At 65.4% G+C, this 19075-nt stretch carries 15 protein-coding genes and 1 pseudogene; 11 read left to right on the top strand and 5 right to left on the bottom strand.

Translation table 11 applies throughout. The features are described 5' to 3' along the window. The first annotated feature begins 320 nt into the window (after nucleotides 1-320). Nucleotides 321-812: an iron response transcriptional regulator IrrA gene (gene irrA / locus AC630_RS29140; RefSeq protein WP_074121891.1), complete on the top strand. Its 492-nt coding sequence runs from the start codon at nucleotides 321-323 to the stop codon at nucleotides 810-812. Between the two features lie 206 nt (nucleotides 813-1018). On the opposite strand, the pseudogene AC630_RS29135 reads toward irrA, so the two are convergent. Continuing rightward, nucleotides 1019-1550: pseudogene (locus AC630_RS29135) on the bottom strand (SH3 domain-containing protein). Nucleotides 1551-1886: 336 nt separating this feature from the next. On the opposite strand from AC630_RS29135, the gene AC630_RS29130 reads away from it, so the two are divergent. After that, the gene (locus AC630_RS29130; RefSeq protein WP_074121890.1) at nucleotides 1887-2888 is read left to right on the top strand and encodes a 2-hydroxyacid dehydrogenase; all 1002 of its coding nucleotides are present in this window, start codon (nucleotides 1887-1889) and stop codon (nucleotides 2886-2888) included. 299 nt (nucleotides 2889-3187) lie between these two features. Here AC630_RS29130 and AC630_RS29125 read toward each other — a convergent pair whose 3' ends face one another. After that, nucleotides 3188-3991 (bottom strand): HesA/MoeB/ThiF family protein, encoded by an 804-nt coding sequence (locus AC630_RS29125; RefSeq protein WP_074121889.1) that lies wholly within the window; start codon nucleotides 3989-3991, stop codon nucleotides 3188-3190. A gap of 252 nt (nucleotides 3992-4243) precedes the next feature. Between AC630_RS29125 and AC630_RS29120 the strand changes: the two genes are divergently transcribed. Then, on the top strand, nucleotides 4244-5605 hold the full coding sequence (locus AC630_RS29120; protein ID WP_074121948.1) for a serine protease: 1362 nt from the start codon (nucleotides 4244-4246) through the stop codon (nucleotides 5603-5605). A gap of 197 nt (nucleotides 5606-5802) precedes the next feature. Here the strand turns inward: AC630_RS29120 and ggt are convergent, their stop codons facing one another. The 3 genes from ggt to mutM form a co-directional block, all read right to left on the bottom strand. Continuing rightward, nucleotides 5803-7482, bottom strand: coding sequence for a gamma-glutamyltransferase (gene ggt / locus AC630_RS29115; protein ID WP_074121888.1), 1680 nt, complete (start codon nucleotides 7480-7482; stop codon nucleotides 5803-5805). A 134-nt stretch (nucleotides 7483-7616) separates the two neighbouring features. After that, nucleotides 7617-8171 carry a GNAT family N-acetyltransferase gene (locus AC630_RS29110; protein ID WP_074121887.1) on the bottom strand — a complete coding sequence of 185 codons (555 nt, stop codon included), beginning with the start codon at nucleotides 8169-8171 and terminating at the stop codon, nucleotides 7617-7619. A gap of 6 nt (nucleotides 8172-8177) precedes the next feature. Then, complete coding sequence (gene mutM, locus AC630_RS29105; protein WP_074121886.1) at nucleotides 8178-9077, bottom strand: bifunctional DNA-formamidopyrimidine glycosylase/DNA-(apurinic or apyrimidinic site) lyase; 900 nt, start codon at nucleotides 9075-9077, stop codon at nucleotides 8178-8180. Between the two features lie 81 nt (nucleotides 9078-9158). Here mutM and ubiE point away from each other — a divergent pair, with 81 nt between their 5' ends. The 8 genes from ubiE to AC630_RS29065 all read left to right on the top strand — a co-directional run bounded on the left by ubiE (nucleotide 9159) and on the right by AC630_RS29065 (nucleotide 18960). Continuing rightward, a complete protein-coding gene (gene ubiE / locus AC630_RS29100; RefSeq protein ID WP_074121885.1) occupies nucleotides 9159-9920 on the top strand; it encodes a bifunctional demethylmenaquinone methyltransferase/2-methoxy-6-polyprenyl-1,4-benzoquinol methylase UbiE in 762 nt (253 codons plus the stop codon). Then, nucleotides 9917-11491: a 2-polyprenylphenol 6-hydroxylase gene (gene ubiB / locus AC630_RS29095; RefSeq protein ID WP_074121884.1), complete on the top strand. Its 1575-nt coding sequence runs from the start codon at nucleotides 9917-9919 to the stop codon at nucleotides 11489-11491. The genes ubiE and ubiB overlap by 4 nt, the downstream gene beginning before the upstream one ends. Before the next feature lie 56 nt (nucleotides 11492-11547). Next, the gene (coaBC, locus tag AC630_RS29090) at nucleotides 11548-13002 is read left to right on the top strand and encodes a bifunctional phosphopantothenoylcysteine decarboxylase/phosphopantothenate--cysteine ligase CoaBC (protein ID WP_074121947.1); all 1455 of its coding nucleotides are present in this window, start codon (nucleotides 11548-11550) and stop codon (nucleotides 13000-13002) included. Then, nucleotides 12999-13457 carry a dUTP diphosphatase gene (dut, locus tag AC630_RS29085; protein WP_074121883.1) on the top strand — a complete coding sequence of 153 codons (459 nt, stop codon included), beginning with the start codon at nucleotides 12999-13001 and terminating at the stop codon, nucleotides 13455-13457. The genes coaBC and dut overlap by 4 nt, the downstream gene beginning before the upstream one ends. A 190-nt stretch (nucleotides 13458-13647) precedes the next feature. Beyond that, nucleotides 13648-16152, top strand: coding sequence for a sensor histidine kinase (locus tag AC630_RS29080; protein WP_074121882.1), 2505 nt, complete (start codon nucleotides 13648-13650; stop codon nucleotides 16150-16152). Next, a complete protein-coding gene (gene tsaE / locus AC630_RS29075) occupies nucleotides 16149-17693 on the top strand; it encodes a tRNA (adenosine(37)-N6)-threonylcarbamoyltransferase complex ATPase subunit type 1 TsaE (RefSeq protein ID WP_074121881.1) in 1545 nt (514 codons plus the stop codon). Before AC630_RS29080 ends, tsaE begins: the two co-directional genes overlap by 4 nt. An 89-nt stretch (nucleotides 17694-17782) precedes the next feature. Next, nucleotides 17783-18100 carry a PilZ domain-containing protein gene (locus tag AC630_RS29070; RefSeq protein ID WP_074121880.1) on the top strand — a complete coding sequence of 106 codons (318 nt, stop codon included), beginning with the start codon at nucleotides 17783-17785 and terminating at the stop codon, nucleotides 18098-18100. A 137-nt stretch (nucleotides 18101-18237) separates the two neighbouring features. Beyond that, nucleotides 18238-18960 (top strand): nucleotidyltransferase family protein, encoded by a 723-nt coding sequence (locus tag AC630_RS29065; protein ID WP_074121879.1) that lies wholly within the window; start codon nucleotides 18238-18240, stop codon nucleotides 18958-18960. The last annotated feature ends 115 nt before the right edge of the window (nucleotides 18961-19075 follow it).

Raw genomic sequence — 19075 nt, 5'->3', positions numbered from 1 at the left:
CGGCGTTTCTGGCAAAAATGGGCCCCGCTCGGCTCGGAAAGCAACGTCAATTGCCGTCGTCAGGCGCGAATGCCGAGAGCCCGGATGGACCGCGAACCAGGCCTCAATGCCCGGCCGCGCCAACATCGGCTAAGCGGAACCGCGCGCTCTCTAACACAGGCCATTTCGGTGGCAAAGCGCTCTCATGAAGGTAAAATGACGGGGTCTTCGCCCGGTTCCAGACCTGATTAGAACCTCTCTAGTTGCGAGAAACTTGCATCTGCATCTATCTGTTCTTATATTGCATATCGGTAGTGTCCACGCGTGCCCGAAATCTGGAAATGAGCGAGAATACCGCGCCCCATCACAACGACGACGTCCATTCCACGGCCCTCCTGACCGGCCGCCAGCCGGCCTTGACCGGGTGTCCTTGGCACGACGTCAACGAAATGCTCCAGTCCGCGGGGCTCCGACCGACCCGCCAGCGCATGGCGCTCGGCTGGCTCTTGTTTGGCAAGGGCGCACGCCACCTCACGGCTGAAATGCTGTACGAGGAAGCGACGCTGGCCAAAGTTCCGGTCTCGCTGGCGACCGTCTACAACACGCTGAACCAGCTCACCGATGCCGGTCTGCTCCGCCAGGTCAGCGTCGACGGCACCAAGACCTATTTCGACACCAACGTCACCACCCACCACCATTACTACCTCGAGAACAGCCACGAGCTGGTCGACATCGAGGATCCGCATCTGGCGCTGTCCAAGATGCCGGAGGTGCCCGAGGGTTACGAGATCGCCCGCATCGACATGGTCGTGCGCCTGCGCAAGAAGCGCTGAGATTTCTCTAGGCTAAGAGACCGTCATGGCCGGGCATAGCCGTCCGAAGGACGGCGTCGCTTGCGCTCGCCTATGTCCCGGCCATTGTCGTTTACGACCGTCATTCCGGGATGGTGCGGCAGCACCAGACCCGGAATCTCGAGCTCAGGTGCGCAACTGCGCACCATAGTTCGATGCTTCGCATCGCCCCGGGATGACGCTTCGCGTCAGTTGACCTGCTCGTCCGAGTACACGCCCCAGAGGCGTTCCTGCTGGATCCAGCCGTCAAAACCGTTGCCGGTGACGTGGCACCAGTTTGCGGTGCACTTCTTGACCTGCGTGACGACGCCGGCCTGGAGCTTGGCCGCAATCGCGCTGTCAGGATCGGCCCGGTCGTAGATCGGCGCGAGGTCGTCCTTGTGCTTCATGGTGACGACCGCGGTGCGACGACCGGACAGCAGGGAGTGATAGACCCAGCCCTCGGCGCCTTCGGAATCGCGCACCCGGCGCCAGTTCTCGAACTCGGCGGTGATTTCGACCGGCAGGCCTGAGCGGGTGTAGACCCAAGCCACGTCATTGTCCTTGGTCGGACCGGCGCGGACGTTCACGTGATCCGACTTGAGGCTGACATAGCGCGGCACCGGCAGGCCGCTGGCGGTCTGGGGGGGTGTTATCCTTCGCCGAATGCCCGGGGCTGACCGAGGCGCTCAACCAGGTGCAAACGAGCGCCATCACCGAACAAAAACGCCCCAACGCCATCAACCCGTCTCCTGTCGAGGATCCGGCCAAGCCCGGTCCTCACCCCAAATTCCAAAACCTGCCGCGCAAGCCCCTCCCCGCCCCACGCGGGTGTTCCCGAAGCCGGATCCGCAAGCCGGACCCGTGGTTCTTGTCTTGGCCCGGCCTTCTGCTAGAGAGGACGGACACTTGAACAACCAGTTTGTCCCGATTTTCCGGCCGGAAATGTCGGGAGAGCTTGAAGGAAACGCCGGGGACAGACACGGCAAGGGCAGTGTCGAACAACCGGGTTAATGAGGCCTGAACGGCCGGCCTTTGGCGACAGAGGCGGCTCGCGACGCCTCATGAGAGCAGGACATGTCGGTGAAGAAAAAGCCCCTCGTCGTCGTGACGCGCAAGCTGCCGGATTCGATCGAGACGCGGATGCGTGAACTGTTCGACGCGCGGATCAATCTCGAGGACACCCCGATGTCGGCCGAGCAGCTCGCGGAGGCCGCGCGCACTGCCGACGTGCTAGTTCCAACCGTCACCGACAACATCACCGCCGACATCGTCAACCAGCCCGACTGCAAGCTTCGCCTGATCGCGAATTTCGGCAACGGCGTCGACAATATCGATGTCGAGGCGGCGCATGCCCGCGGCATCACCGTCACCAACACGCCGAAGGTTCTGACCGAGGACACCGCCGACATGACCATGGCACTGATCCTGGCCGTGCCGCGCCGGATGATCGAAGGCGCCTCGATCCTGACGGAAGGAAAGCACTGGGCGGGCTGGTCGCCGACCTGGATGCTCGGCCACCGCATCGGCGGCAAGCGCCTCGGCATCATCGGCATGGGCCGCATCGGCCAGGCGGTCGCGCGCCGCGCCCGCGCCTTCGGCCTGCAGATCCACTATCACAACCGCCGTCCCGTCGCGCCGAAGATCGCCGAAGAGCTTGGCGCGACCTATTGGGAAAGCCTCGACCAGATGCTGGCGCGGATGGACATCATCTCGGTAAACTGTCCGCACACGCCAGCGACTTATCACCTGCTGTCGGCGCGGCGGCTGAAGCTGATCCGGAAAGACGCCTACATCGTCAACACGGCGCGCGGCTCGGTCACCGACGAGGACACACTGATCAAGCTGATCGAGGGCGGCGAGATCGGCGGCGCCGGCCTCGACGTCTATGAGCACGAGCCCGCGGTCAATCCGAAGTTGGTGCGGCTCGCCAAGGCCGGCAAGGTGACGCTGCTGCCGCATATGGGCTCGGCCACGATCGAAGGCCGCGTCGAGATGGGCGAGAAGGTGATCATCAACATCCGCACCTTCCTCGACGCCCACAAGCCGCCGGATCGCGTGCTGCCGAGCATGCTCTAGGTTTCCAATTTGCTGCGTGACAAGCTCTCCTTCCTCATCCTGAGGAGCGCGCTCTTGCGCGCATCTCGAAGGATGGCCGCGGGCGAGAGTCGGGCCTTCATGGTTCGAGACGCGCGTTCCACGCTCCTCACCATGAGGGTCTAAGGTCGCGGCGCGTCTCGCGCTTGCGCCAGACTGTGACGAGATCGATGAAGGTGCGCAGCGCGGGCGGCGTCTGGCGCCCCCGGCACGCGCTATGCGGCCGAGCAGATGGCGCATCTCGACAGCGAGAAGCCGACCACGACGTAACGGACCGCGAATCAGGTGCGATGGGCGCTGAGGTCAGTGATGACGGGCCCATCGCCATTGAGCGGATTGGCCGGATCGCGCGTGTAGCGCAGCGTTTCGAAGCGCATCGCGCGCGCATCGATCATCAGGAGGCGGCCGACGAGGCCATCGCCAAAGCCGACGATCTCGCGGATCGCCTCCAGCGCCATCATCGAGCCGAGCACGCCCGCAAGCGCACCCATGACGCCGGCCTCGGCGCAGGCCGGCACCGTGCCGGGTGGCGGCGCCTCAGGAAACAGGCAGCGATAGGTTGGATTGAAGTCGCCCTGCTCGTTCTTCTCATGCGCCCGAATGGTGGTGAGCGAGCCGTCGAAAGTGCCGAGTGCCGCCGTGATCAGCGGCCTCTGCGCGAAGAAGCAGGCATCCGAGACAAGATAACGCGTCGAGAAATTGTCGGAGCCGTCGAGCACGAGATCGTAGTCGCCGATCAGCGACAGAGCGTTGTCCGCATTGAGCCAGGTGGCATGGCCGACGAAGTGGACGTGCGGATTGAGCGCCGAGATCCGTTCCGCCGCGCTCTCGACCTTGTGCCGGCCGATATCGGGCGTCGTGTGGATCACCTGGCGCTGCAGGTTGGACAGCGACACCACGTCGTCATCGACCACGCCGAGCGTGCCGATGCCGGCGGCGGCAAGATACATCAGCGCCGGCGCACCGAGCCCGCCGGCGCCGATCACCAGCACGGAGGCCTGCTTCAGCGCGGCCTGCCCCGGTCCGCCGACATCGCGCAGCACGATATGGCGGGCATAGCGTTCGAGTTCGTCCGGGCTCAGCATCGTCGTACGTCCTCCTATCAAGCCCTTCGCCTTTCAACCCTCATGGTGAGGAGCGCGAAACACGCGCGTCTCGAACCGTGAAGGCCCCGATATCGCCTGGGGCCATCCTTCGAGACGCGGCCTTCAGGCCGCTCCTCAGGATGAGGGCCTGAGTTCGTGGCCCCTACTGCCACCTGAACCACCCCGAGATTGTTCGCGACCAACGAGATGTGCTTCAATGGCAGCACGTTCAATGGGCTGGCTGGATTTGTCATGAGATCGATGCTTGCGGCAACACTGATGTTCGCGACTGCCGCAGGCGCGAACGCCCAGATCACGACGCCACAAATTCCCGGCACCAGGCCGAAGACCGTCCAGACCGTTCCGATCCGCTCGCCCGCCTCGCAGACGGCGTCGGAAACAGCGGATGGGATGGCGCAAGCCGAACGGATGTCGCTCCAGTCCGACCTCGCCTGGGTCGGCGAATATAACGGTGCGATCACCGGCGACGTCAGCGAGCGCATGGTCAATGCCATCAAGGAGCACCAGAAGAAAAAGGGCGGCAAGCCGACCGGCGTGCTCAATCCGCAGGAACGCGCCGCACTGGCCGAGACCGCGCGGCGGAAGCAGGAGAGCGTCGGCTGGAAGATGGTGATGGAGCCGACCAGCGGCGCGCGGCTCGGCATCCCCGGCAAGCTGGTGCCGCAGCAGGTCACCGACGCCAACGGCTCGAAATGGAGCTCGCCGACCGGCACGGTGCAGGTGCTGCTCAGCCGCCGCAAGGAGGCGAACCCAACCACCGCGAAGCTCGCCGAGCGGGAGAAGAAAGAGCCGGCCGGGCGCCAGGTCGACTACACCGTGGTGAAGCCCGATTTCTTCGTGCTTTCGGGGCTTCAGGGCCTGAAGAAATTCTACGTGCGCGGCACATTCAAAGGCGACGAAGTCCGCATCATGACGATCCTCTACGACCAGGCGACCGAGAACACGGTCGAGCCGGTCGTCATCGCGATGTCGAGTGCGTTCAACGCATTTCCGTCCGGACCGCAAGCCGGGCCGCCACCGCGCAAGACCGTCGAATACGGCACCGGCGTCGTCGTCAGCGACGACGGCGCGATTGTCACCGACGGCCTCGTCACCGATAGCTGCCTCGCGATCACGATCGCCGGCTATGGCAGTGCCGACCGCCTCGCCGAGGACAAGGAGCACGATCTCGCGCTGCTGCATATCTACGGCGCGCGCAGCCTGAAGCCACTCAGTCTCGCCAACGGCGCGGCGAAGGCGAGTGTCGATGTCATCGGCATCGCAGATCCCCAGAGCCAGGGCGGCGCGGCCGGCGTGTCTAGTCTCAAGGGCGCGCTGGCGCCGGTCACGGCGAGCGATTCCGCGCTCTCTCCTCCGCCGGCGGTCGGCTTCTCCGGCAGCCCGGCCATCGATGGCGACGGCAAATTCGCCGGCATCGCGCTATTGAAGCCGGCGATGGTGGCGGGGCCTGCAACATCCGTGCCGGCCTCTCAGGCGGTATTGGTTTCCGCGGAGACAGTGCGCGATTTCCTGAAAGCGAACTCTGTCACCGCGAACGGCATGTCGACGGATGCGAAAGCTGCCGTCGTGCGGGTGATCTGCGTGCGGAAGTAAGTCGGGCGATTTGGAAGACTCTCTCGTGTCCCGGACGCAGTGCGGCGTGAAATGCCGCACTGCTGAGCCGGGACCCATATCTTCGACAATCGAGCTTGCCGCGTTCTGGGCCCCGGCTATGCCGCGCATCGCCATAGCGCGTCGAAGACGCGCGTAAACGCGCTTTTGGCGCTGCGCTGCGTCCGGGGCACGAAAACCTAATCCAGCCTGAACCTGATCCCGCTCTTTGCGAGACCACCCGAAATACCAACCGGTGTGCCATCCGCACGCCAGCAGGCGGCGCCGGTCATGGTGCCGTCGTCATGGAAGGCGATGCCGTTCATGCCGCCGGCAACAGTCGCAACGGACTGGACCTTGTGGCCGAGTTCCGCCAGCTTCGCGCGCACACTCTCCGGCACCGTCTGCTCGACCTCGAGCGCGTTGCCCTCGGTCCAAACGCGCGGCGCCTCGACCGCCTCCTGCAGGCTCATGTCGTGGTCGATGAGATTGACCAGCGCCTGCATCGCGCTCGGGAAGATGCGCTTCCCGCCGGGCAGGCCGAGCGCATAGCGCAGCTTGCCGCCGCTCAGCGCCATCATCGGCGACATCGAGGTCGTCACGCGCTTGCCCGGCGCGAGCGACAGCGCGTGGCCGGGACGCGGATCGAACAGGCTCATGTAATTGTTGGCGATGGCGCCGAGACCCGGGATCATGATCTTCGCACCGAACAGATCGTTGATGGTCTGCGTGGTCGCGACCACGTTGCCGAAGGCATCCGCCGCCGTCATATGCGTGGTGTGCGCGCCTTCGAGCTGCGACACGCCGGCGCCCCAGGCCTGCGCCCGCGCCGGATCGATGGCGCGGCGGCGCTCCTCGGCGTAAGCCTTCGAGGTCAACTTCTCCACGGGCACGCCGACATAGTCAGGATCGCCGCTGGCCGCGGCGCGATCGGCGAACGCGATCTTCAGGACCTCGGCGAGATAATGGATGGTCTCGGGCGTGCCGAAACCGAGGCCGCCGATGTCGTAGCCCTCCAGGATGTTCAGCATCTGCGCGATATGCACGCCGGAAGCAGCCGGCGGCGGCGGGCCAAGAATGGTCCAGCCGCGATAGTCGGCGCGGATCGGCTGCCGCTCGACGGTCTTGTAGCTTGTGAGATCGTTGCGGCGGATGAAGCCGCCGGTCTTTTCCATGTACTCGACCAGGATGTCGCCGAGCGGCCCCTCATAGAGCGCAGCCTCACCGTGATCGGCGATGTAGCGCAAGGTTTCGGCATATTCGGACTGCACTACACGCTCGCCGACCTTCAGTGGTTCGCCGTTCGGCAGGTAGATCGCCGCGATCGGCTTGTCCTTCCGCATCTCGGCCGCGCTCCCGCTGATGCACTCGTGCGGATAGGACGTCGCCGCAAAGCCGCGCGCGGCGTGCTTGATCGCGGGCTGCATGACATCGGCGAGGCTCATGGTGCCGAACCGGCGCAGCGTTTCGCACCAGGCTTTCAGCGAGCCCGGCACCGCGACCGCCTTCGGGCCGTTGAGGTTCTCGTTGCCGACGGTGTCGAACACGTCATGCGCCGAGCCGGGCTTGGAGGTGTAGGTGGTGTCGCGCACCGCCGCGGGCACGGTGCTCTGGCCGTCGATGAAGCGATGGCTGCCGTCGGCGAGGCGGATGTGGGCCATACCGCCGCCGATGATGCCGACCATCATCGGCTCGACCACGGTCAGCGTGAACAGGCTCGCGATCGCAGCGTCGATGGCATTGCCACCGGCCGCCAGCATCTCGGCGCCCGCGCTGGAGGCCAGCGGATGGTTGCTGACGACCATGCCGCGGCTCGAGACCGCAGGCATTTTCTGGCATTCAAAGGTCGTTGCCGTCCGGTCGCGCCAGTTTCCGCCCATGCCATTCGTCCTTCTCATTCGCGGCGGCGAGCACATCATACGCTGGACTACGGGTCCAGTATTGGTACGGATTAGCTGGCATTCCCGATTCTGCCACTAGCCCGGCCATGACGCTGAAGAGACATCGGTCGCGATCACACCCTCCCGCGTAGCCAGGTTTCACGCCGCACGATCCATTTCTCGGACTTCGACTGTCCGCCATGATGGGCGAGCTCGATGAATCCGACGAATTCCGCGCCCGTCTTTTGCTTGACCCGGCGCGAAGCTTCGTTGGTCGCTGCGTTGCAGACATGGAAATGGTCGAGGCCGAGCGTGAGGAACGCAAAATCGTTCACCGCGGCGATCGCCTCCGTCATCAATCCGCGCCGCCAGTAAGGCTCCGCCAGCCAGAAACCGCGATTGCCTTTCAGGCCTTCGGCTCGGGGACGGAGATGAATGTTTCCGATCGCCTCGCCATCGCCGCCCTTCAGCACCAGCACCCAGAGATGGATTTCCTCACCGGCTGAGATATTGTCAAGCTGCAGCCGGACGAAGGTTTCCGCACCATCTGCCGGGTACGGCCAGGGCACGACGGTGGAGAGATGCCGGATGATGTTCCAGTTGTCGAAATGGCGCTGGATCGCCGGCGCGTCAGACAATGCGAGCGGACGCAGGATCAGCCGTTCGGTTTCAAGCTGCGGCGTCTGCATGACCTTCTATTTCTGACATTTCGGACACCAGAAGGTCGATCGGCCGTTCTGGGTGAAGCGCTTGATCGTGCCGCCGCAGCCGGGCGTCGTGCATTTCTCGCCCTCGCGGTCATAGACCTTGAACGAGTGCTGGAAATAACCGAGCTCGCCCGAGGTCTGGCGATGATCGCGCAAGCTCGAGCCGCCGGCCTTGATGGCGTCGTTCAGCACGGTGTGGATCGCGCCGACCAGTCTCTTCGCATGATCCGCCGGCTCGCCAGCGCCAACGCCCTTCCGTCCCTTGGTCGCGAGGGTCGCGGCGATCCGGCGCGGCGACAGATGCGAGCGATGCAGGGCTTCGCAGACATAGATGTTGCCGAGCCCGGCCACCACGCGCTGATTGAGCAGCGCAGCCTTCAGGCTCGTGGCCTTGCCCGCGCAGGCGTGCGCCAGCATCGCGGCATCGAACTCGTTGCCGAGTGGCTCGGGACCGAGCCCGCGGAGCAGCGGCTCCTCGTCAAGCGCATTGCGCGCGATCACCTTCATGTAGCCGAAACGGCGCGGATCGTTGAACACGATGTCAGCACCTGAGGACATCCGAAACAGCACATGGTCGTGCGTGGAGTCCTTAGCCCGCGGATAGTGAAACTCGCCCGGCGCGGTGTCGTTGTCCGGCTTGACGACGCGAAACGAGCCCGACATGCCCAGATGCATCAAGAGCACGTCGCCGGAGGCAAGATCGGCCATGAGATATTTTGCGCGGCGTCCCAGCCCCGTGACGACCTGCCCCTGAAGCCGGGCCACGAAATCCGGCTGGAACGGAAAGCGCAGGTCCGCCCGGCGGGCCTCCGCGGTGAGGATTTTCGCCCCCTCCATGACAGGCTGAAGGCCACGGCGGACGGTCTCGACTTCGGGCAATTCAGGCATCGTCAGGCATTCACCTTATGAGGGCGGTGTGATAGCGCCATTGCGGCGGCCGCGCTATGGTCCGCCTCGTGGAGTAGAGTAATGGATCGGTCGGGCGAAACCACGCATTTTGGCTTCAGGGACGTTCCCCTGGGGGACAAGCAGACGCTGGTAAACGATGTGTTTCACAGCGTGGCGTCGCGCTACGACCTGATGAACGACCTGATGTCCGGTGGCCTGCACCGGGTCTGGAAGGACATCATGATCACTGCGCTCGACCCGCCCAGGAGTGACCGGCCGTTCGCGTTGCTCGACGTTGCCGGCGGCACCGGCGACATCTCGTTCCGCGCCGCCAAGGCGGCAGGCGCCGGCTTCCATGCCACCGTCTGCGACATCAACACCGACATGCTGGCCGTGGGCCGCGAGCGCGCCGCGAAGCGGCATCTCGACACCCAGGTCGATTTTGTCGAAGGCAATGCCGAAGCGCTCGCCTTCGCCGACCGCAGCTTTGACGCATATACGATCGCTTTCGGCATTCGCAACGTGCCGCGGATCGACCTCGCGCTGCGCGAGGCCTATCGCGTGCTGAAGCCGGGCAGCCGCTTCCTGTGCCTGGAATTCTCCACCGTCGAGATGCCCGGGCTCGACCGGCTCTACGATCTGTTCTCGTTCAAGGTGATCCCGCCGCTCGGCCGCATGGTCACCGGTGACGCCGAGTCCTACCTGTATCTCGTCGAATCGATCCGCAAGTTTCCCAAGCCTCACGCCTTCGCCGACATGATCCGCGACGCCGGCTTTGCCCGCGTGACCTGGCAGACCTTGTCCGGCGGCATTGTCGCACTGCATTCGGGCTGGCGTTTGTGATCTCTTCCTTTACTCACATTGTGCGCCTGATCCGCGCCGCGTTCGTGTTCGCCCGCGAGGGCGTGTTCGGTTCGGTCGATCCGAGCCTGGTGCCGCCGCCCGGACAGGTCGCGCTGAAATTGGCGCGGCTCGTCGAGCGGCGCGGCGTCAAGCAGGGCCCACGGATATCCCGCGCGCTGACCCGGATGGGTCCGGCCTATCTCAAGCTCGGCCAGTTCCTGGCGACGCGTCCCGATGTCGTCGGCGTCGGCATGGCGCGCGACCTCGAAAGCCTCCAGGACCGCCTGCCGCCATTTTCGCAAGCCGAAGCGGAAGCGGCGATCACGACCTCGCTGGAGCGGCCGCTGACGAACGCGTTCGTGAGCTTCGGCCCGCCGGTCGCGGCCGCCTCGATCGCGCAGGTGCATCGCGGCGAAATCTTGCGCGACGGCATCCGCAAGCCGGTCGCAATCAAGGTGCTGCGGCCCAACGTCGCCGCGCGCTTCCGCCGCGACCTCTCCGACTTCTTCTTCGTTGCGCACAAGGCCGAGACCTACTCGGCCGAGGCGCGGCGGCTACGGCTCGTCGAAGTCATTAACACCATGTCGCGCTCGGTCGCGATGGAGATGGATCTGCGGCTGGAGGCCGCCGCGCTGTCGGAGATGGCAGAAAACACGCGCGGCGATCCCGATTTTCGCATACCGACCGTCGACTGGGACCGCACCACGCACAACGTGCTGACGATGGAGTGGATCGACGGCATCGCGCTGAACGATCACAAGCGCCTTGCGGAGGCGCATGTCGACCTGCCCGACCTCGGCCGCAAGGTGATCCAGAGTTTCCTGCGGCACGCGCTGCGCGACGGCTTCTTCCACGCCGACATGCATCCGGGCAATCTGTTCCTCGATGAGGCCGGCCGCCTCGTCGCGGTCGATTTCGGCATCATGGGCCGCCTCGGAATGAAGGAGCGGCGCTTCCTCGCCGAAATCCTGCTCGGCTTCATCACGCGCGATTATCGCCGCGTCGCCGAGGTGCATTTCGAAGCGGGCTATGTGCCCGCGCATCATTCGGTCGAGAATTTTGCGCAAGCGATCCGCGCCATCGGCGAGCCGATCCACAACCGCACCGCCGAGGAGATCTCGATGGCGCGGCTGCTGACGCTGCTGCTCGAAGTCACCGGCCTGTTCGACATGACGACGCGACCAGAGTTGATCCTGCTGCAGAAGACCATGGTCGTGGTCGAGGGCGTGGCGCGCGGCTTCGATCCCAAGCTCGACATCTGGAAGATCGCCGACCCCGTGGTGCGTGAATGGATTGAGCGCAATCTCGGACCGATCGGCCGCGTCCAGGGCGCGTTGGCCGGCGGCGGCGATCTCGCCCGCGTGCTGATGAACCTGCCCGACATCGCCGCGCGCTCGGTCAAGGTGCTCGAGCAGCTCGAGACCGTGACCCGCGAGGGCCTTCGGCTGTCGCCGGAAAGCATCGCGGCAATGGGCCGCAGCGAGGGCCGCAAGAACCGCTGGCGCACCGTGGCGCTCTGGATCATCGCCGCGACCTTCATCGGAATCCTGATCGCCGTCCGGAATCTGTGATTGCATTGCAATCATATAGATGATAGCATCGCTATCATTTCGTGCTGGAGGGCGTCATGGCAAGCCTGACCATCCGCAAGCTCGACGACGCCGTCAAAACTTACTTGCGGCTGCGCTCCGCCAAGAACCGCAGGTCGGTCGAGGAAGAGGTCCGGGTCATCCTGCGGGAGCTGATCGAGGGCCGCGAGGAGCCGCTGACGCCGTTCGCGGTGCCGACCGCGGCGCTTTCCACCACCCCGACGCGTCAGCGCACCGGCGCCGTCGCCGAGGCCAGCGTCACCCTGATCATCGGCGGCGGGATCGCGGCCTATAAGTCACTCGACCTGATTCGAAGGCTGAAGGAGCGCCGCATCGAGGTCCGCTGCGTCCTGACCAAGGCGGCGCAGCAATTCGTCACGCCGCTCGCCGTGAGCGCGCTCTCGCATGAGCGAGTCTATAGCGACCTGTTCGACCCCCAGAGCGAGTTCGACGCCGGCCACATTCGCCTGGCGCGCGAGTGCGACATGATCGTGGTGGCGCCTGCGACCGCCGACCTGATGGCCAAGATGGCCAACGGCCATGCCGACGATCTCGCCAGCGCCATCCTGCTCGCCACCAACCGCAAGATCCTGCTCGCACCGGCGATGAACCCGCTGATGTGGAACAATGCGGCCACGCGGCGCAATGTTGCCCAGCTCCAGCGCGACGGCGTGGTGCTGATCGGACCGAATTCCGGCGAGATGGCCGAAGCGGGTGAAGCCGGCATCGGCCGCATGTCCGAGGCCATCGAGATCGCCACCGCCGCCGAGCGCCTGCTGCGACCGCCGGTTCCGCGACCGCTCGCCGGCAAGCGCGTGCTGATCACCGCAGGTCCGACGCATGAGCCGATCGATCCGGTGCGCTACATCGCCAACCGCTCCTCCGGCAAGCAGGGCTTTGCCATTGCTGCCGCCGCGCAGGCCGCGGGCGCCGAGGTGATTTTGGTCAGCGGCCCGGTCGATCTTAGCGATCCCCAGGGCGTGACGGTCAAGCATGTGGAATCAGCCCGCCAGATGCTTGAGCAGGTGCAGGCAGCGCTTCCGGCCGACATCGCCATCTTCGCCGCAGCCGTGGCCGACTGGCGCGTCGCCAATGAGGGCGAGCAGAAGCTGAAGAAGACCTCGGCGGGCATGCCGCCGCTGCAACTGGTCGAGAACCCCGACATCCTCGCCACGATCTCGAAGCTGACCGACAAGCGCCCGCCGCTGGTAATCGGCTTTGCCGCGGAGACCGAGCACCTCATCGACAACGCCAAGTCCAAGCTTGCGCGCAAGGGCTGCGACTGGATCGTCGCCAACGACGTCTCGCCCGCTACCGGCGTGATGGGCGGCGACCGCAACACCGTGCACCTCATCAGCCGCAGGAACGGTGGGAAGGATGGCGAGATCGCAGTTGATTCCTGGCCGGTGATGACCAAGGAACAGGTCGCCATCGAACTGGTCGCGCATATCGCAAAGAGCGTGACCGACAAATCCCGGGAGCCGGCATCTTGAGCACGAAAGTCACGGTCGAACTGCAACGCCTGCCGCATGCCGACGGCCTGCCACTGCCGGCCTATCAGACCGCCGAGGCCGCTGGCCTCGACCTTATGGCCGCGGTTCCGGACAGCGAGCCGACGACGCTCGCGCCTGGCCAATACGCGCTGGTGCCGACGGGCCTTGCGATCGCATTGCCACCCGGGCACGAGGCGCAGGTGCGGCCGCGCTCGGGGCTTGCCGCCAAGCACGGCGTCACCGTGCTGAACTCGCCAGGAACGATCGATGCGGACTATCGCGGCGAGATCAAGGTGATCCTGATCAACCACGGCCAAGCCTCCTTCATGATCAAGCGCGGCGAGCGCATCGCGCAAATGGTGATCGCGCCTGTGGTGCAGGCCGCGCTGGTTCCCGTCGCGACATTGTCCGCGACGGATCGGGGGGCCGGCGGCTTCGGCTCCACCGGCTGCTGACGTACGGCAGCGCCGGCCGAATCACCCGAACGACTGCGCGAGCCGGAACGCGGGGCCCCGCATTTTTGCGGGGCCGCCTTTGCGTTCACGATCTGGACTCTTACCGGTCGAGTCACGGTGAGGGTATTGTGTTCTGATTCGCGCGCGACGGGGGTCGCCGCGGGTAGATTTGTGCGGTCTTGGGGCAACTATGTCAGGCGTGATCGTGTCGATGCGTCGGACGCTGTTGTCGTGCACAACGTTGGCGCGCAACAGCTTGTTGGGAGGCGCTCTCGCGGCGCTGCTGCCGGCTGCGCCGGCTGAGGCCGCCGACCTCATCGACACACTCTCGATATTGCTGGACTTCAACCGGCAGGAACTCGCGGTGCTGGCCACTGCGCTGGCCTTGCTCGGCTTCACGGTCGTGGCCGCGATCCTGCTGATGCGCACGCGCGTGCGCACGGCGCAGAACGAGGCGCAACTGCGCACGCGGATCGGGGAACTGCAACTCCAGGCCGACCGCTTCGGCTCGCTGCTGTTCGCCGAGCCGCAGATCCTGATCTCCTGGCCGGCCGGCGACAATCGCGCGCAGATTTCCGGCGACATCTCCATGGTGCTGCCGCGCGACTCCTCGCCGCAGCGCGTGCTGGCGTTCGGAACCTGGCTGCCGCCGGAACCTGCGCTCCAGATGGATCATGCGGTCGATGCGCTGCGTGACCGCGGCGACGGGTTCCAGCTGACGCTGACCACCGCGCACGGCCACACCCTCGAGGCCATCGGCCGCGCCATCGGCGGCCAAGCCATTGTCAGGATTCGCGAACTCTCGGGGCTGCGGCGCGATCTGGCCGAGACCAATCTGCGCTACAAGGCGCTCTCCGACGAGACCGAGATGCTCCGCGGCTTCGCCGCCGCCGCGCCGTGGCCGATCTGGGCCAAGGCCGACAACGGCGCGCTGACCTATGCCAATCCGGCCTATGTGCGCGCGACCGAGGCGAACAGCGTCACCGACGCCCAGGAGCGCAGGCTCGAGCTGCTCGACAGCGCCGACCGCACCGCGATGGAGCGGGGACTGAAGGATGCCGCCAGCTTCACCTCGCGGCTGCCGATCGTGATCGGCGGCGAGCGGCGCATCTACGACGTGCGCGCCGTCAATGTCGGCAGCGGCAGTGTCGGCGCCGCCATCGACGCCAGCGAGGCCGATGCGCTGAGCTCGGCGTTGGTGCGGATGGCGGAGGCGCATCGCCGCACGCTCGACCAGCTCTCATCGGGCGTTGCGGTGTTCGACGGCCAGCGTCGGCTCGCCTTCTACAACGATTCCTACCGGCGGCTGTGGGACCTCGACCGCACCTTCCTCGACGCCAATCCCGACGATTCCAGCGTGCTCGACCAGCTTCGCGCCGCGCGCAAGCTGCCCGAGCAGCCGGACTTCCGCGCCTGGAAGGCCAAGCTGCACGAGGCCTATCGCGCGGTCGAGGCCGCCCAGGACACCTGGTACCTGCCCGACGGGCGCGCGCTCTCCGTCGTCACCACGCCGAATCCGGAAGGCGGCGTCACCTATCTGTTCGACGACGTCACCGAGAGCCTCGACCTCGCCCGCCGCTTCGACGGCATGATCCGGGTCCAGCGCGAGACGCTCGACAGCCTCGCTGAGGGCGTCGCGGTGTTCGGCAGCAATGGCAAGGCGCAGCTGTTCAATCCGGCCTTTGTCCGGATGTGGAAGCTGTCCAGCGGCGCCATGCGCGACGAGCCGCATATCCAGACCGTCGAAGGCTGGTGCCATCAGCTGTTCGACGACCCCGTGGTCTGGCGGCAGATCCGCGAGGCCATCACCTCGATCGAGAACCGCGCCGACGTACCGCTCAAGCTGGAGCGCAAGGACGGCAGCGTACTCGACGGCATGATCCGGCCGCTGCATGACGGCGCCACCATGCTGACGTTCCAGGACATCACCGACACCGAGAACGTCGAGCGTGCGCTGCGCGAACGCAACGAGGCGCTTGAGGCCGCCGACCAGATGAAGGTGGATTTCGTCCACCACGTCTCCTACGAGCTGCGCTCGCCGCTCACCACCATCATCGGCTTTGCGCATTTCCTCAGCGACCCCTCGACCGGGCCGCTGACGCCGAAACAGGCCGAATATCTCGACTACGTCACCAAATCGACCAACGCGCTGCTGGCGCTGACCAACAACATCCTCGATCTCGCCACTATCGACGCCGGCGCGATGAAGCTGGAACTCGGGCCGGTCGACGTCAGCAAGACCATCGAGCTGGCCGCCGAGGGCATCCAGGACCGCCTCGCCACCGACCGCATCCGCCTCAAGGTCGAGATCGCGCCCGATATCGGCAGCTTCATCGGCGATGAGAAGCGCGTGGTGCAGGTGCTCTATAACCTCCTCGCAAACGCCGTCGGGTTTTCTCCACAGGATTCCACCGTCGGCATCAGCGCGCGCCGCACCGAGCGCAGTGTGGTCTTCACTGTGACAGATTCCGGTCCTGGAATACCTGCCGATATGAAGGACAAGGTGTTCAACTGGTTCGAAAGCCGCTCGCAGGGCTCGCGTCACCGCGGCGCCGGGCTCGGCCTGTCGCTGGTGCGCTCCTTCGTCGAGCTGCATGGCGGCAAGGTGCGGGTGGATTCGATCGTGGGCAGGGGCACGGTCGTGATCTGCGACTTCCCGACCGACCAGGCGGCGCATCGCGACGCCGCCGAATGATTGCATCAACCACATTCTCCGTCGCGCTCCACAACGAGACGGCCACCGCGCAACTGATGGCCGATCTCGCGCTGCTGGTTGGCCCCGGCGACGTCATCACACTCACCGGCGATCTCGGTGCGGGCAAGACCGCGGCGGCGCGCGCGATGATCCGCTACCTCGCCGGCGACGAGGAACTGGAAGTGCCGAGCCCGACCTTCACCCTGGTGCAGGGCTACGAGCTGCCTCCATTTCCGGTGATGCATGCCGACCTCTACCGCATCGAGGATGAGAGCGAACTCGAGGAGATCGGGCTATCGCCACTCCCCGATGCCACGCTCGTCCTGATCGAATGGCCGGAGCGCGCGCCGTCGGCGATGCCCGCAGATCGCATCGACATCGCGCTGACGCACCGGCCGGCTCTGGGCTCGAATGCGCGCGCGGCCGACATCACCGGCTACGGCAAGGGCGCCGCGCAAGTCGCGCGACTCAAGGCGCTGCGCGAATTCCTCGACGCATCCGGCTATATCGACGCGACGCGGCGGCGCATGCCCGGCGACGCCTCGACCCGCTCCTATGCACGGCTGCTGCGCGACGACGAGATCGTCATCCTGATGAACTTTCCGCAGCGACCTGACGGCGCTGCGACGTACAACGGAAAATCCTACAGCGCCGCGGTGCATCTCGCCGAAAATGTAAAGCCCTTCGTCGCCATCGACGAAGGACTGCGCGCGCAGGGAATCTCGGCGCCTGCGATCCACCATTACGATCTCGACCACGGTTTCCTGATCAGCGAAGACTTCGGCAGCGAAGGCGTGATCGAGGGCAACCCGCCGCGCCCGATCCCCGAGCGTTATGAAGCCGCGACCGACGCGCTGGCCGTGCTGCACGGCAAGACGCTGCCGGAGACGCTGCCGCTGGCAGATCAGACTTACGCCATTCCGGTCTTCGACTCCGAGGCATTGCTGATCGAAATCGGGTTGATGCCGGAATGGTATCTGCCCGACCGCAATGCGCCGCTGAGCGATGAGAAGCGCGCGGAGTTTTTCGCGATGTGGCGGGAGCTGCTCAAGAAGCCGCTGGCCGCGCCGAAGACGTGGATCATCCGCGACTATCACTCGCCCAATCTGATCTGGCTCGCTGACCGCTCCGGCATCGAGCGCGTCGGCGTGATCGACTTCCAGGACGCCGTGCTCGGGCCGCAATCCTACGACGTCGTCTCGCTGCTCCAGGACGCCCGCATCGACGTGCCGGAAAATCTCGAGCTGACGCTGCTGTCACGCTACATCAAGGCGCGCCGCGCTGCCGATGCGAGCTTCGACCCGGCCGGCTTCGCAGAGCTCTACGCCATCATGTCGGCGCAGCGGAACACGCGCCTGCTCGGCACCTTCGCCCGGCTCAATCGCCGCGACGGTAAGCCGCACTACCTTCGCCACCAACCGCGGATCTGGACCTACCTCCAGCGCTCGCTGGCGCATCCTGCGCTGGCTCACTTGCGAGACTGGTATCTCGGCAATGTCCCGCCGCCTCAAAGGCCGCCCCAAGAACCTCTCCAAGCCTGATTCGCGGCCGATTTACCGGGTGTTAGCCATCGCATCCCTATCATCGCCCCTCAGGCAGCCGAATGATTACGAGGCTGGAGCAAGGGCAGATGGCGGTAAGGACGGACCACCGCGGCAGCAGCCGGGTTGTTTTCGAACGCGGGATTCCGGCCCAGATGATGGGGATCGACGGCACCTGGCGGCGCGACTGCACCATGGAGGACGTCTCCGAGGTCGGCGCCAAGCTGACCATCGACGGTTCGGTGGAAGGGCTCCATCTGAAAGAGTTTTTTCTCCTGCTCTCGTCCACCGGACTTGCGTACCGGCGCTGCGAGCTCGCTTGGGTCAATGGCGACCAGATCGGCGTCAATTTCCTCAAGCCCGGCGACAAGAAGAAAAAGGCGCGTTCCACATCCATTGGAGCGTAACGGCAACACTCGTCGTACAACCGTCACAGCGGCTGGTTAAGGCGGTTGAGGTGCGGTGCGGCCGAATGAGGTCCGTGCTAGGCTTGCTGCGAACGCGGAACTCCAAGAGTCCGAGGACGAGTCTGAGAAAGCAAAGGATGTCCGTCAAACCGACCAAAGCCATGGTGCTCGCCGCAGGATTTGGCCTGCGCATGCGTCCATTGACGGACAAGATGCCGAAACCGATGGTGCCGGTGGCGGGCCAGCCGCTGCTCGACCACGTGCTCGACAAGCTCGGTCAGGCCGGCGTGACCGAGGCAGTGGTCAACGTGCACTACCTGCCGGACCAGATCATCAATCACGTCGCATCGCGCCAGCTTCCGCGCGTGACCATTTCGGACGAGCGCGATCAGGTGCTCGGCACTGGCGGCGGCGTGGTCAAGGCGCTGCCGCTGCTCGGCAACGCACCGTTCTTCCACGTCAACTCTGATACGCTGTGGATCGACGGCGTCCGCTCCAACCTGGCGCGCCTTGCCGAAAACTTCGATCCCGAGCGCATGGACATCCTGCTGCTGATGGCGCCGACCGCGACCAGCATCGGCTATGGCGGCCGCGGCGATTACGGCATGATGCCCGACGGCGCCCTGCGCAAGCGCAAGGAAAAAGAGGTCGTTCCGTTCGTCTATGCGGGCGCGGCCATCATGTCGCCGTCGATCTTCGCCGACGCGCCGAAGGGCGAGTTCTCGCTGACCAAGATGTTCGACCGCGCCAACGAGCAGGAGCGGCTGTTCGGCCTGCGCCTCGACGGGGTCTGGATGCATGTCGGCACGCCCGACGCCGTGCACGCGGCGGAAGAGGCGTTCCTGGAGAGCGTGGCGTAAACTGCCCCGCTCGTGTCCCGGACGCAGTGCAGCGCAATAGCGCGTTGAAGACGCGCGTAAACGCGCTTACGACGATGCACTGCTGAGCCGGGACCACACACCCACAATGACGCAA

The organism is Bradyrhizobium sp. AS23.2, assembly GCF_001908185.1.
Taxonomy (GTDB): Bacteria; Pseudomonadota; Alphaproteobacteria; order Rhizobiales; family Xanthobacteraceae; genus Bradyrhizobium.
The sequence above is the reverse complement of the archived record's forward strand: the minus strand, read 5'-3'. Positions and strand labels throughout refer to the sequence as shown.